This is a genomic window from Corynebacterium pyruviciproducens ATCC BAA-1742 (assembly GCF_000411375.1).
Taxonomy (GTDB): domain Bacteria; phylum Actinomycetota; class Actinomycetes; order Mycobacteriales; family Mycobacteriaceae; genus Corynebacterium; species Corynebacterium pyruviciproducens.
The window spans coordinates 125,246-139,404 of the sequence record NZ_KE150448.1 but is presented as its reverse complement, the minus strand read 5'-3'; the positions used below and the strand labels follow the sequence as shown (position 1 = coordinate 139,404).

Sequence of the window (14,159 nt, the reverse complement as noted above, 5' to 3'; positions counted from 1 at the left end):
ACGTGAATCACACAACTGCTAAGGAGAACCACCATGGTCAACGCCAAGCGCGTTATCGCATGTCTGACCACTGCCTTCGTGAGTGCGACCGCCCTCACCAGCCCCGCTTTCGCGCAGGACACAATCACCAAAATTAACGTCGCCACCATCACCGATTTCCACGGCCACCTCGAGGCCGTGACCAACAAGGACGGCTCGCTCAAGGAGCCGGGTGCCGCAGTTCTCGCCTGCCACCTGCCCAAGCTCGCCGAGGACGGCGCCACGCAGATCCGCGTGAGCTCCGGTGACAACATCGGCGGCTCCACGTTCATGTCATCGGTTGACCAGGACAACCCCACCATCGCAGCGCTCAACGCCATGGGGTTTGTCACCTCCGCCGTGGGCAACCACGAGTTCGACCAGGGCTGGAAGGACCTCTCCGAGCGCGTCGGCATCAACGGCGACAAGCTGGCTAAATACACCCACATCGGTGCCAACGTCGACGGCGAGTCCCCCGAGCTTGCTCCCTCCTACGTCAAGGACGTCGACGGCGTCAAGGTAGCCTTTGTTGGCGGCATCACCGAGTCCCTGCCCACGCTCGTCAGCCCCGCGGGCATCGCCGGGATCACCGTGTCCGACCCCATCGACGCGATGAACAAGGAGGCCGATCGGTTGGTCGCCGCGGGTGAGGCCGACGTGGTCATCGGGCTCCTCCACGAGGACGTCGCCACCCAGCCCGACACTCAACTCTCTCGCTTTTCCAGAAACATTGCCGCCGTAGCGGGCGGCCACTCGCACCTCTACGCGCAGAAGACCGTCGCCCGCGACGGGGCCCTCCCGCTCGTCGTCATCCAAGCCGAAAACTACGGCACCGCCGTGGGCGACATCGACATCTCCTACGACAAGGCGGCGAAAAAGCTCGTCTCCATCACCGGTGCCGTGCAGGACATGAAGGAGATCAACAAGGACACCGACTGCATCGAGGGCCCCGACCCGGAGCTGAAGCAGATAGTTTCTGATGCCAAGGCCAAGGCCGAGGTTCTGGGCAAGGAAGTTGTCGCCTCCGGAGCTCCGGAGATGCGCCGCGCTGCCAACGAGCTGACCGCCGAGGCCGCCGGCTCCTCGCGCGGCACCGAGTCCGTGCTGGGCAACTTCATCGGCGAGGCCTCCAAGAACTTCCTCGCCGCTAACTCCAACGTCAAACCCGACCTCGGCGTCATCAACGCCGGCGGCATCCGCGCCGACATCGAGGGCGGCGACGTCACCTACGCCGATGCCTTCCTCGTTCAGCCGTTTGGTAACGAGATCGGCTACGTCACCATCACCGGTGCGGACATCAAGCAGGTGCTGGAAGAACAGTGGCAAAAGGACGGCTCCTCCCGCCCGGTGCTGATGCTCGGGTGGTCGAAGAACTTCTCCTACACCTACGATCCCGCGCAGCCGCGTGGTGAGAAAGTCACCTCGATGACGATCAACGGTGAGCCCGTCGATCTGGCGCAGAAGTACACCATCGCCGGCAACACGTTCCTGCTCGACGGTGGCGACGGCTTCTCCGGCTTCACCGCCGACACGGTCCACACTCTGGGCCTGATGGACCTCGACGCGTTCATCTACGGGCTCAAGGATGAGACCACCAAGGCCAACCCCGCGCAGATCGGCGTGGGGGCAACAGTATCCGGCGACGTGAAGCCCGGCTCCACCATCACGCTGGACCTGAGCTCACTGGACTACACCGTCGGCGGCACCGCCACCACCGTCAAGGCCACGCTGGGAAGCGCCACCGCAGAGGCGCAGATTGACAAGACTACCGCCCCCGAAACCGGCCAGGATACCTTCGGCACCGCGAAGCTCACGCTCACGGTGCCCGAGGACCTGACGGGCAAGCAGGCGATCACCATCACCACCGATGCCGGCACCACCGCCACTATTCCCGTGACGGTCGAATCGGCCACCACCCCCGATAAGCCGGAGCCACCGGCGGACAACACGGCCACCGGCTCGGCCGACATCGCCGATATCCTCATCGGCGTGTGGAGCTCCGTCCTCGGCATCATCGCGGCGATTGCAGCGGCCATCGGCCTCAACACCGCGTTCAACGGGTAGTAAAAAACGGTGACGGAGCAGCTACCGTAACAGTTCTTCGGCGACGGAGGGGTCGGCGTCGACAAGCATCGTCGTGAGGCGCTCGTACTCGTCCTCCTCGCCGATGAGGTGGGCGGCCTTCGCCAGCGCCGCGATGGCGCGCAACACGCCACGGTTGGGCTCGTGCGAGAACGGCACCGGGCCCCACCCCTTCCAACCGTTCTTACGCAGCATATCGAGGCCGCGGTGGTAGCCCGTGCGCGCGTACGCGTAGGCCACGGTGGGGGCGTCGTGGCGCTCGAGGGCGAGCTCGGCGAGCTCAGCCCACACGGTGGGGGAGGCCGGGTGCGCGATGGCGGCATCCTCCGGGGTTGCTGCCGTGAGGTCGGGCTCCTCGGGGAGCTTCACGGGCGGGGGTGCAAGCAAATCTTTCTTCTCCATGGCGCCAAGCCTAGCGATTCCACAGGCGCGAGGCGTCTATCCCCATGGAGTACAGGGCTTTCCGCAGGGTGGACATAGACAGGCCGATAACTCCGCTGGGGTCGCCCTCGATCCGATCGATGAACCAGCTACCAAGCGCCTCCAGCGTGAACGCGCCGGCGCACGGCAGCGGCTCGCCACTGGCGGCGTACGCCTCGATGTCGCGCTTGGTAGGCGTGCCAAAGTGCACGGCGGTCTGCGAGACCTCCTCGTAGCGCGCGCCACCCGGGCCCGCCACGCAGTGGGCGGTGAGCAGTGTGCCCACCTTGCCCGCCTGGGCGGTCCAGCGTCGGATAGCCTCCTCAATTGTGTGCGGTTTGCCGGTGAGCCGTCCCTGGATGAACAGCATGGAATCGCAGCCCACGGTGATGTCCTCGGGATAGCGCGGCGCGACAGCGCCGCACTTTGCCCGCGCCAGTGCCGCCACGCGGTCGCGCGGGGGCGCGCTTACAAGCTCGCGCAGGATGGACTCCTCGTCCACGGTGGCCGGGTGGACGATGGGCTCCACCCCCGCGTTGCGCAAAAGCATGAGACGGGAGGGGGAACCGGAAGCTAAAACCACACGCATGGGTGCCATTATCGCACAAAAAACCGCCCCCTCGCGGAGGCGGTTTCGTGCGGTACTGGCGGTTTACTCAGGCTTGTCCGCGATCGCCTGCTTGGCGTTCTTGGACAGGTTGAAGACCCACTTGTACGAGCCGTACAGGAGGCCGATGAACACCACGAGTCCGATCCAGTTGGCGGCGGTCTCGAAGGAATCCGGGACCACCTGCAGCGGGCTGGCAACGCCGGAGCCCGCGATGATGCCGGCGTTGAGCACGCCGAACAGGGATTCGCCCACGATGAGGCCGGTAGCCATGAGGACGCCGAGGCGCTTCATCTGGGCGGCGGCATCGCCGTGCTTCTCGGCGAACTTATCGTAGAAGTACCCGATGAACGCGCCGATCGGGACGGTGCAGGTCACGGTGATGGGCAGGTACATGCCCATGCCGACGGCGAGCGGCGGCAGGTGGTACTTGTTCTTGGTCGAGCGACCCAAGAGCTCATCGAAGGCAACAATCGCGCAACCGATGAGCGCGCCCGTGCCGATCAGGCCCCAGTCGAGGGAGCCGCCGAAAATGCCGGTGGCCAGCGACGTCATGAGGGCCGCCTGCGGCGCGGCGAGGGCATCCGGGCCCGCGCCCTCCATGCCGGCGAAACCGAAACCGGTGAGCATGAGCTGCAGCACCGGGGGAATGACCGCGGCGCCGAAGATCACGCCGATGATGAGGGCGACCTGCTGGCGCCACGGGGTAGCGCCCACGAGCTGGCCGGTCTTGAGATCCTGCAGGTTATCGTTGGAAATCGTGGCGATACCGAACACGATGGAGGCTGTGAACAGGGTGTAGGCGACAAGGTCGTCGGTCTGGCTGGCGTCTCCCGTGGCGACAACCTTGATGAGCAGGGCTGCCGTGATGACGATGATGACGCCGACGCCGGAGATCGGGGAGTTACTGGCGCCGATGAGACCTGCCATGTAACCGCAGATGCCGGCCACAACGAGGCCGATGAGCAGCGTGAAGATGATGGACACCGCGATGAGCGAGCCCACGTGGTGCGAAATGTCCGTGTCCTTCACAAACAGCCACAGCAGCGCACCGATGGGGAGCATGGAGGCGAGAGTGACAGTAACCACAACGCTCATCGGCATGTCGCGCTCGGTGAGGGGCAGCACGTCGCCGGCCTTGCGGTGGCGGGACGATGCCAGGGACTCCTTGATTCCGCGGACGATGGGGCCGATGATTTTGAGCAGCGTCCACAGGGCCGCCACCGTCATCGCGCCGGCACCGGCCATGCGCACGTCGCCGTTAAACGTGGACTGCACGAACTTGGCGAAGGTGTCGCCTTCTTCCGGCTCCAGTCCGGAAGAAATGACGGGCAGTAGCACGCCGTGGGAGATCGCCACGCCGACGAGCATGGCCACAGACACGCCCACGCCCACGAGGTGGCCGACGCCGACCAGCGCCATGGAGATGGAGAAGCCGAACATGGATCCGCCGGAGCCCACGTGGAACGCGCTCTTCAGGCTGCCCGCCGCGAGCTTCATCGCGGTGAGCAAGGACATGCCGGCCGAGACGAGGCCGCCGACGATGATCACCTTGAGGCCGCGCTTGTTTTCCTCAACGGAGCCGTGGGTATCGCCCACTTTGAGCACCTCGGCCGCGGCCACGCCCTCCGGGTAGGGGAGGTCGGAGCCGGTGACGAGGGCGCGGCGCAGTGGAATGGAGTATGTGACACCGAGGATGCCGCCGACAGCGACAACGCAGGCGGTCTCCCAGTAGGAGAAGCCAGTCCACCAGCCGATCATGACGAGGCCGGGGAGTACGAAAATAATGGCGGACAGTGTGCCCGCCGCCGATGCAATGGTCTGGACGATGTTGTTTTCCTGCACGGTGTGGTCCGCAAATCGGCGCAGAATCGCCATGGAGATCACGGCTGCGGGAATGGACGTTGCGAAGGTCAGGCCCACTTTCAGGCCGAGGTAAACGTTCGCCGCAGTAAATACCAGTGTGATGAGGCCACCGATGATGACAGCGCGGATAGTCAGTTCCTTAATGGGACTGTCCGCGCTCCGCTCACCGGTGGTAGGAGTCTTGGTAGTCATGGGGTGGTAAGCACTCTTTCAAATTTAGTTTTTTGAAGGTGTACGCACGAGTGCACCCATAGGTGAGACGCACGCGACATTTTTCCTACGCAACATATTGTGTCACCGCAGTGGATATTCGCACAACAGAAACCACAAAGTCAGACATCTGAACAAGTGTCTGTTCAGGACGTATAAACCCACATTTGCGTGGTAACTAGCCCCTTTAGTGGGGGGGGACGAAACACCCCCGGTCCGCCCGAAAGTGGGCAGAACCGGGGGTGAAAATAGGAAGATCCTAGAAGAACCTGCAGTTGCGGAACGCGTTGGGGTTGAAGGTCTGCGGGCGGTCGAGCCGCTCAGAGAAGGAGCCCCAGTTGTTTATCGGCTGGTGGCGGTCCTTGGCGGCCTCCTCCTCGGCCTCCGCGTGCAGCGTTGACAGCACCGCTGTGAGAGCGCCGAGCTCTTCCTCCGTGGGATTTCCCTTTACCACGCGGAAGAGGGGCTTGTTCGCGCTTTCGTGGCCTGCATCCGTCCCCTCACCGTCGATGACGGTGAGCTCAGGAGCGTTGGTTTTCTTTTCACTCATATGTACCCCTATCGGATCGCAGACAGTTTTGTTACAGTGGAATGTTGCCGTGCTTCTTCGCCGGCACGTTGACCACCTTGCGGTCGAGGAGCCGCAGGCCCTCGATGAGGTGGCCGCGCGTCTCGCTCGGCGGGATGACCGCGTCCACAAAGCCGCGCTCGGCGGCCACGTACGGGTTCACCAGGGTGCGATCGTATTCCGCCTCGTACTCCTTGAGCAACTTCTGCATGTCCTGGTTCGGGTCCTCGGCGGCCTTCTTTAGCTCCTTGCGGTAGATGAAGCCCACGGCGCCGGAGGCACCCATGACGGCGATCTCCGCCGTCGGCCAGGCGTAGACCAGGTCGGCACCCATCTCCTTGCCGCCCATGACGCAGTACGCGCCGCCGTACGCCTTGCGGGTGATGACGGTGATCTTGCCCACGGTGGCCTCGCAGTACGCGTAGAGCAGCTTGGCGCCGCGGCGGATGATGCCCTCGTACTCCTGGTTCGTGCCTGGTAGGAAGCCGGGCACGTCGACGAACTCCACAATCGGCACGTTGAAGGCATCACACGTGCGGACGAAGCGGGCGCCCTTCTCGGCGGACTTGATGTCCAGGCAGCCGGCGAACTGCATCGGTTGGTTGGCCACAATGCCCACGGCCCGGCCCTCGATGCGGGCGAAGCCGACGATGAGGTTCTCCGCGTAGGCCTCCTGGATTTCCAGGAACTCGCCGTCGTCGACGATGGAGGCGATGACCTCTTTCATGTCGTACGGGGAGTTGGTGGAATCGGGGATGATCGTGTCCAGCGCGAGGTCGCTCTCGGTGAGGTTGTCCGTGATGGCACCCTCCATGGGGGCGATCTGCGTGCGCGGCGCCTCGGCGCGGTTGTTGGACGGCAGGTAGCTGAGCAGGTCGCGGACGAAATCGAGGGCATCGGCTTCGTCGGCGGCCGTGTAGTGCGAGGTGCCGGACATAGTCATGTGCGTCTCGGCACCGCCGAGCTCTTCCTGTGTGACCTCCTCGCCGGTGACCGTCTTAATCACGGCGGGGCCGGTGATGAACATCTTTGAGGTCTTATCCACCATGACGATGAAGTCTGTCAGGGCGGGGGAGTACACGTGGCCGCCCGCGCAGGCGCCCATGATGAGCGAGATCTGCGGGATCACGCCGCTGGCCTGCGTGTTGCGGAGGAAGATCTGGGAGTACAGGCCGAGCGAGACCACGCCCTCCTGGATGCGGGCACCGGCGCCCTCGTTGATGCCGATCATGGGGCAACCGGTCTTGATGGCCATGTCCATGATCTTGACGATCTTCTCGCCGTACACCTCGCCCAGCGCGCCGCCGAAGATGGTGGCGTCCTGGGAGAACACGCACACCTTGCGGCCGTCGATGGTGCCGTAACCGGTGATTACACCGTCGGTGACGGGGCGCTTGGCGTCGAGCCCAAAGTTGGTGGAACGGTGACGGGCGAGGGCATCGATCTCCACGAACGACCCCTCGTCGAGAAGATATTCAACGCGCTCACGCGCCGTTTTCTTCCCCTTCGCGTGCACTTTCTCCACTCGCGCCTCACCCATGGGGAAGCGGGCTTCCGCGATGCGATTCCTCAGGTCTGCGAGCTTGCCGGCCGTGGTAGTGAGGTCGGGCTTGTCCTCGGTGGTTTTAATTGATGCTGTCATAGGGTCAGTCTAGCGTGAACCACTGGTGTGAATGTGACGTTTCCCACGTTCGATTTTTCGGGCCCCCGCTCGTATCCCCAGGTTAACGTATGACCTATGGGGGTGAGCTGGGCTAAAACTGCTGGGCTCGGGGGTAGACGGCGCTGTCGGCTCAGGACATCGGATGTCTGACTCTTGTCCGGTTCTTACACCCATTGGGGTGGGGTGGGCGTGTCGGGCTACACTTTTGAACTATGACCACGCGCGCTCCCCTCGACCGCGACGAGCTTCGCCGTCGCCTGGTAGACACAGGCCTCTACGAACGTCTCACCGTCGTCGATTCCACAGGTTCCACCAACGCTGATCTCCTCCAGGCCGCCGCCGACGGTGCACCCACCTTCACCGCCGAGCTCGCCGAGTTCCAAGACTCCGGTCGCGGCCGCCGCGGTCGCGCCTGGGTCACCCCCCGGTCCTCCCAGGTCACCTTCTCTATCCTCGTGCGTCCGCGCACCCTCGACCACTTTGGGTCACTGTCTCTCATGGCTGGGCTCGCGCTTGTCGACGCTCTAAAGCCGCTTCTCCACGAACGTGTTGCACTCAAATGGCCAAACGATGTCCTCGTTTCCGGCAACAAGATCTGCGGCATCCTCGGCGAAGCGCAGGCCCTTGCCACCAATCACCCCGAGGTGGTCCTCGGCTGCGGCCTCAACCACTCGCTCACCCGTGAGGAACTACCAGTGGACAACGCCACCTCCCTTGCTCTCGAGGGCATCGACGTCGACCGCACCGAACTGTCCATCGCCGTTCTCACCGCGATGCGCACCCGGCTTGGCGCCTGGTCCCGCGGCGACATCCACATGGACGACTACCGCGCCGTGTGCTCCACCATCGGCCTCGACGTCCGCGTCATGCGCCCCGGCACCGACGACCTGCTTGGTAGGGCAATCGACGTCACCGACGAGGGCTTCCTCGTCGTCCGCGACGAGCGCGGCGAACGCCACGAGCTCTCCGCCGGCGAGGTCCACCACGTCCGCCCACTGGAGTAACGCGTGAAGCTCGAGCCCGGCGAAGTCATCCTTGCCGATGTCACCACCCCGTTTCGCCACCTCACCATGCCCGTCGTGCAGCTCATCCTTGCCACCGGCGTGTGCTCTATGGCGCTCGGGGTGTTTGACCGGCCGGGCGGACCCGAGCTCCTCGGCGTGGCGCTGCCACCCGCCTGGCGGCCCATCGTCCTCGCTGTGTGGGCGGTGTGGGTGGTGGTCGGGTTCCTGTGGCCGGTGCTCATGAGCCGCACCGCCCGCACCACCATCACTACCAAACGGATCGTGACCCGCAAGCCGGGACTATTCACCCGCAGCCGCAGCGTGTTCCTCGAGGAAATCGACACCGTGCACCGGCGCTCCGGCGACCTCGTCGTCTCCCTTTATGACGAACCCCGCCCCCTCGTCATCCGCCACATGCCCAAAACCAAGCAGCTCGTTCGCCTCATTGAGTCGGGCTACTAGGCTTTATTAGCGTGAGCACTAATGATCCCCACGCACCGGGCATGCCCATCGTCACCGTCATCGGCGACGGGCAGCTCGCCCGCATGATGCAAACAGAAGCAACAGAACTAGGACTGACCATCCGCCTCCTGGCAGGCGCCACCGACTCCTCGGCGGCCCAGGTCACCCCCGACATCACCGTCGGCGACTACACCCAGCTTGCCGACGTCCAAGCCGTCGCCTCAGGTGCCAGCGCCGTCACCTTCGACCACGAGCACGTCCCCAACGACATCCTCCACACGCTCATCGATTCCGGCATCAACGTCCAGCCTGTCCCCGACGCTCTCATCTACGCCCAGGACAAGCTCAAAATGCGCGAGAAGATGCAGGAACTGGGCCTGCCGGTGCCGTGGTTCACCAACGTCACCGACCCCGCAGCCCTACCAAGCGGAAAACCGATCTGCCTCAAGGCCATCCGCGGCGGCTACGACGGCCACGGCGTGTGGTTTACCGACGACGCCCCCACCCTCGCCGCCGAGCTCATGGATAAGGGTGTGGACCTCATGGCCGAGGACAAGGTGGAGCTCAAGCGTGAGCTGTCCATCCTCTCGGCCCGCCGCCCCTCCGGTGACATCGCCCAGTGGGCCATCACCGAGACCATCCAAACCGACGGCATTTGCGTGGAGGCCCTGACCCCCGCGCCGGGGCTTACCGACGAGCAGGAGGAGACGATCCGCCACATCGGCCGCACCGTCGCCGAGAAGCTCGGGGTCACCGGCGTCCTCGCCGTCGAACTGTTCGAGACGACCGACGGGGAGATCCTCATCAACGAGCTCGCCATGCGCCCCCACAACACCGGCCACTGGACCCAGGACGGCTCCGTGACAAGCCAGTTCGAGCAGCACCTGCGCGCCGTCCTCGACCTCCCGCTCGGCTCCACCGCGCTCACCGCGCCGGCCACGTGCATGGTCAATACCCTCGGCGGCGACAAGGAACAGGACATCCCCGCCGCCATGCGCACGGTGTGGGAAACCTACCCGGAGGCCAAGATCCACTGGTACGGCAAGTCCTACCGCGCCGGCCGCAAACTCGGCCACGTCAACGTCTCCGGCGCCGATGCCACAACCGTCCGCGCCCGGGCCCGCGCCGCCGCCGCGATTATAGTGGGTAAACATGAGTAACGAACTGGTAGGAATCATCATGGGGTCCGACTCGGATTGGGACACCGTCAAGCCCGCCGCCGAGATCCTCGACCACTTCGGCGTCAGCTACGAGGTCGCCGTCGTCTCCGCCCACCGCACCCCCGACCGGATGCTCGACTACGCCCGCACGGCCCACACCCGCGGCCTCAAAGTCATCATCGCCTGCGCCGGCGGTGCCGCCCACCTGCCTGGTATGACGGCCGCGGCGACCCCGCTGCCGGTCATCGGCATCCCCCGCGCGCTCAAGGACCTCGACGGCCTCGATTCGCTCCTGTCCATCGTGCAGATGCCCTCCGGCGTGCCCACAGCCACCGTCTCCATCGGCGGGGCGAAGAACGCTGGTCTCCTCGCCGTGCGGATCCTTGGTGTTGGCGATCCGGCTCTCACCGACGCGATGGCCGCCTACCAAGCGGACATGGCCGCCGAGGTGGAGGAGAAGGACCGACGTCTCCGCGAGCGCTTGTCCTAACGTGCCCCCGCTCGTCATCCTCGGCTCCCGGCTTGTCGACGGCCTACCAGGCGCCACCCTCACCCGTCGCCTGGTAGTCGCCCGTCGCCACATCACCCCCGCCACCACCGTCGTGGTCACCGGCCACAACGGCGAAGCTGAGGCGATGCACGCCTGGTTGACCGACCACGGGGTCGATCCCGCCCAGATCATCGTCGAGCCCCGCGCCCGCTCCACCAACGAGAACCTGGAAAACGCCTCCCGGGCGCTTGGTAGCGCCACGCTTTTCGACGTCGTCACGAGCGACTTCCACGCCCCCCGCGTCCGCCTGTGGGCCTGGCACCACGGCTTCGACATTCGGGTGATTACGGCGCCGACACCGCGCAATCGGCGAGCATTCATCTATACCCGCGAATTGCTGGCGATTCCGCACTCTTTTGCTCGCATCCTGTGGCGCAAATTCCACAGCCGGTAGCACCTGCGAAGCAGAGTTATCCACAGATTTTCGCCTACCAAGCGCGCCCGCTGCGCTTGGTAGCTATTGTTCGGGGCATGACGCAATCTCTCGACACCATCGCCCTCGGCCTCACGGGCACCGGTGCCTTCCGCGACGCCCTCGCCCTCGGGTCGTCCGTCGCGATGCGTGTGGAGAAGCTTGTCGACGACTACATGTTCGATCCATCCTTCGCCCGCTGGCTCGTCAACGGCGCTACCAACTGGGTCGACTACGACGTCGTCGCCGACCCCCGCCCCGCTACCCTCCCCACCGCCTTCCTGGTATACATCTCCAAGGGGATGAACAACCTGGAACCGGAAGAGCGGGAAAACTACCGGGACAAAATGCTCACCTTCGCCGTCGACAAGCGACCAAGCGTGCCCGAGATGAAGAAAGCGTGCACGGAACAGGGGCGCGACTTGATGCCCCGCACTACCAAGCCATCCGTCACCGTCTCCAAGCAAGCCGATGCCACCGGTCTCAAGCACGCGCGCATCGCCCTCAAGGCGCAGCAAATGGACGAATTCATCTCCGCCTGCAATGCGCTCGGCCCCGACGACTCCCACCAGGCCACCTCGCAACGGTGGGCCGAGGGGCTGCTCACGCTCGTCGCCAAGTGGAAAGAAAAATCCTTCGACGACGTCACCCTCGACCACATCTGGGACCGCACGCTCGCACCCTGCTTCATCATCGATGCCAACGACATGAAATACACCGGCGACGGCAAGTTCGCCACCACCGACGGCAACCTCATCGACGCCACCGACCTCGCCAACTCCCGCCTCGCCCCCTTCGGCTTCGTCACCATCTACGACGCCGACGGTAACATTGGCGCCCACTACCAGCTGGAAAACCAACGTTTCGCTACCAAGCAGCTGCGCTCCGCCATCGCCTGCGACCAGATCTTCTGCTCGCACCCCGGCTGCTACCGCCTCGCCGTCTACAGCCAGATGCACCACTCACACGCCTGGTCCCGTGGCGGACCCACCAACGCCGAGGTCATCATCGCCGCCTGCAAATACCACAACGGACGCAACGACGACGACCCTGGTAAACCCAAAAACGGCCGCCACGAACGCGACCCCATCACCGGCGAAGCCGGATTCATACCACCCGGCTCCGACGAACACCTCGTCAACCGCAGCGAGCTCCGCGGCCGCAGCGGACGCGGGATCAACATGAAACAACGGGGAGTCTACCGAGAACGGTGAGCCCCAGACGTCGAAAAGCCCACCAGGAACAATCCTGATGGGCCATTCGCCGTGCCTCTAGCCCTTCACACCACCCGCGGTCAGGCCGGCGACGATGCGACGCTGGAAAACGAGCACCATCACTACCAGGGGAACCGTTACCAGGGTGCCCGCAGCCATAACAGCCGCATACGGGTACTCGAAAGCGCTCGGACCGCTGAAGCGGGCAATCGCCACCGTCACCGGCTCCGTCGCAGTGGTAGACAACTGCTTAGCCAACATGAACTCATTCCACGTCGCAATAAACGCCAAAATCGCCGTGGTAAACAACGCCGGCGCCGCCAGCGGCAACAACACCTTCCTAAACGCAGTGAACCGGCTCGCGCCATCCACACGCGCGGCCTCCTCCAACTCCCACGGCAGCTGCCGGAAGAAGCTAATGAGCGTATACACCGTCAGCGGCAACGCAAACGAAATATTCGGGATAATGAGCGCCTGGTAAGTACCAATCCAGCCAATGTTGCTGAACAGCTGAAACAGGGGCGTTACCAAGGCGATACCAGGGAACATCGAGGCCGCCAAGATGATCGCGGTGACGATGCCCTTGCCGCGGAAATTGAGGCGGGCGAGGGCGTAACCAGCCAGTACCCCTACCAGGACCGCGAGTGCCGTGGTAGCGATGGAGATAATGAGCGAGTTGCCAATTGCCTGGAGGAAATTGTTGCCTTTGTCGGTGGCGAGCGCGTCCTGGAAGTTTTCCAGGGTGACGTGGGTGAAAAATGGCGTCGTGTCGAAGGTGTGGTCGGAATCGCGGAAGGCGGTGACGACCATCCAGTAGAACGGTGCCAAAGTCCACAGGATGATGACGGCGAAACCGAAGTAGGTGCGTGCGTGTTTCATCGTTGAATCTCCTTGGTAGAGATGGCGTTTCCGGCGATGCGAATCGGTACCACGGGCTTCGGTTCGCTTGGTAGGGGAGCGACCTTTTTCGGCGGCTTTTTCGGCCCCACATCCGCCCCGAGGAACCGGATCATGATGAATGCGACGGCGAAGATGAGGAGGAAGATGAGTGTGGATAGGGCGCTGGCGGAGTTGAAGTTTCCTTGCCGGAGGTCTTCGACGACGAGTTGTGAGATGGTGGCGGTGGGGGAGTTGGAGCTCGGCGAGATCATGATGACTGGTAGGTCGTACATGCGTAGTGCGTCGAGTGTGCGGAAGAGGACGGCGACCATGAGTGCGGGTTTGACCAGCGGCAGGGTGATGTTGGTGAAGATTTGGAAGCGGCCTGCGCCGTCGACGCGTGCGGCTTCGTAGATTTCCTTGTCGATCATTTGGAGGCCGGCGAGGATGAGGAGTGCCATGAAGGGTGCGGTTTTCCAGACGTCGGCGATGATGACGGCGGTGCGGGCGGCCCAGGGGTCGGTGGTCCAGGATGTTTCCCTACCAAGCAGAGAGTTGATGAGGCCGTTGTCGGAGAACAGGAATTGCCAGAGTTTGGCGGTGACGGCGGTGGGGATGGCCCAGGGGACGAGGACGGCGGCGCGGAGGAGTCCGCGGCCGGGGAATTCCTTGTTCATGACGGTGGCCATCCAGAGGCCGAGGAGGGTTTCGAGGGCGACGGTGACGACGGTGAAGAACAGCGTGATGCGGACGGCGGGCCAGAAGTCGGTGGCGATGGTGCCGGGCGGGCAGGTGGCGACCACGCCGCTGGGTGTCATGCAGCGTTGTTGGAGCCAGTAGAGGTAGTGGTCGGCGCCGGCGAAGCCGCCTTGGACGAAGAGTCCGGTTTCGGGGTCGAGGTGTTTGTCCTGTTGGAAGGAGAGGCAGATGGCCCGGATGATGGGGTACCCGATGACTACTCCGAGGACCGCGAGGGTGGGGGCGATGAGCGCCCACGCTGTGCGGGCTTGTTTTGCTTTGTGCACGCTGTCCCTTTCCTTGGTA

14 protein-coding genes are annotated in these 14,159 nt (G+C 64.1%); 7 read left to right on the top strand and 7 right to left on the bottom strand.

The features are described from left to right. The first annotated feature begins 33 nt into the window (after positions 1-33). Positions 34-2,082 carry a bifunctional metallophosphatase/5'-nucleotidase gene (locus HMPREF1219_RS10150; RefSeq protein ID WP_016458844.1) on the top strand — a complete coding sequence of 683 codons (2,049 nt, stop codon included), beginning with the start codon at positions 34-36 and terminating at the stop codon, positions 2,080-2,082. Between the two features lie 21 nt (positions 2,083-2,103). Here HMPREF1219_RS10150 and HMPREF1219_RS10145 read toward each other — a convergent pair whose 3' ends face one another. The 5 genes from HMPREF1219_RS10145 to HMPREF1219_RS10125 form a co-directional block, all read right to left on the bottom strand. Further along, positions 2,104-2,502: a DUF3151 domain-containing protein gene (locus HMPREF1219_RS10145; protein WP_016458843.1), complete on the bottom strand. Its 399-nt coding sequence runs from the start codon at positions 2,500-2,502 to the stop codon at positions 2,104-2,106. A gap of 10 nt (positions 2,503-2,512) precedes the next feature. After that, the gene (locus tag HMPREF1219_RS10140) at positions 2,513-3,109 is read right to left on the bottom strand and encodes a Maf family protein (RefSeq protein ID WP_040427822.1); all 597 of its coding nucleotides are present in this window, start codon (positions 3,107-3,109) and stop codon (positions 2,513-2,515) included. Between the two features lie 63 nt (positions 3,110-3,172). Then, positions 3,173-5,185: an OPT family oligopeptide transporter gene (locus HMPREF1219_RS10135; RefSeq protein WP_016458841.1), complete on the bottom strand. Its 2,013-nt coding sequence runs from the start codon at positions 5,183-5,185 to the stop codon at positions 3,173-3,175. A gap of 277 nt (positions 5,186-5,462) precedes the next feature. Further along, the gene (locus HMPREF1219_RS10130) at positions 5,463-5,753 is read right to left on the bottom strand and encodes an acyl-CoA carboxylase subunit epsilon (RefSeq protein ID WP_016458840.1); all 291 of its coding nucleotides are present in this window, start codon (positions 5,751-5,753) and stop codon (positions 5,463-5,465) included. 31 nt (positions 5,754-5,784) lie between these two features. Further along, complete coding sequence (locus HMPREF1219_RS10125; RefSeq protein WP_016458839.1) at positions 5,785-7,413, bottom strand: acyl-CoA carboxylase subunit beta; 1,629 nt, start codon at positions 7,411-7,413, stop codon at positions 5,785-5,787. 233 nt (positions 7,414-7,646) lie between these two features. Between HMPREF1219_RS10125 and HMPREF1219_RS10120 the strand changes: the two genes are divergently transcribed. The 6 genes from HMPREF1219_RS10120 (at position 7,647) to HMPREF1219_RS10095 (ending at position 12,236) form a co-directional block, all read left to right on the top strand. After that, entirely contained in the window at positions 7,647-8,438 is a 792-nt protein-coding gene (locus HMPREF1219_RS10120; RefSeq protein ID WP_016458838.1) for a biotin--[acetyl-CoA-carboxylase] ligase, read from the top strand. Positions 8,439-8,441: 3 nt separating this feature from the next. Continuing rightward, a complete protein-coding gene (locus HMPREF1219_RS10115; protein WP_016458837.1) occupies positions 8,442-8,900 on the top strand; it encodes a PH domain-containing protein in 459 nt (152 codons plus the stop codon). Positions 8,901-8,905: 5 nt separating this feature from the next. After that, positions 8,906-10,060, top strand: a complete 1,155-nt coding sequence (locus tag HMPREF1219_RS10110) for a 5-(carboxyamino)imidazole ribonucleotide synthase (protein WP_084594781.1) — start codon at positions 8,906-8,908, stop codon at positions 10,058-10,060. Beyond that, the gene (gene purE / locus HMPREF1219_RS10105; protein WP_040427749.1) at positions 10,053-10,550 is read left to right on the top strand and encodes a 5-(carboxyamino)imidazole ribonucleotide mutase; all 498 of its coding nucleotides are present in this window, start codon (positions 10,053-10,055) and stop codon (positions 10,548-10,550) included. The genes HMPREF1219_RS10110 and purE overlap by 8 nt, the downstream gene beginning before the upstream one ends. Position 10,551: 1 nt before the next feature. Then, entirely contained in the window at positions 10,552-11,004 is a 453-nt protein-coding gene (locus tag HMPREF1219_RS10100; RefSeq protein ID WP_016458834.1) for a YdcF family protein, read from the top strand. A gap of 77 nt (positions 11,005-11,081) precedes the next feature. Continuing rightward, positions 11,082-12,236, top strand: coding sequence for an HNH endonuclease signature motif containing protein (locus HMPREF1219_RS10095; protein ID WP_016458833.1), 1,155 nt, complete (start codon positions 11,082-11,084; stop codon positions 12,234-12,236). A 57-nt stretch (positions 12,237-12,293) separates the two neighbouring features. Here the strand turns inward: HMPREF1219_RS10095 and HMPREF1219_RS10090 are convergent, their stop codons facing one another. After that, a complete protein-coding gene (locus HMPREF1219_RS10090; RefSeq protein WP_016458832.1) occupies positions 12,294-13,115 on the bottom strand; it encodes a carbohydrate ABC transporter permease in 822 nt (273 codons plus the stop codon). Further along, positions 13,112-14,140 carry a carbohydrate ABC transporter permease gene (locus tag HMPREF1219_RS10085; protein WP_016458831.1) on the bottom strand — a complete coding sequence of 343 codons (1,029 nt, stop codon included), beginning with the start codon at positions 14,138-14,140 and terminating at the stop codon, positions 13,112-13,114. The genes HMPREF1219_RS10090 and HMPREF1219_RS10085 overlap by 4 nt, the downstream gene beginning before the upstream one ends. Positions 14,141-14,159: the final 19 nt, after the last annotated feature.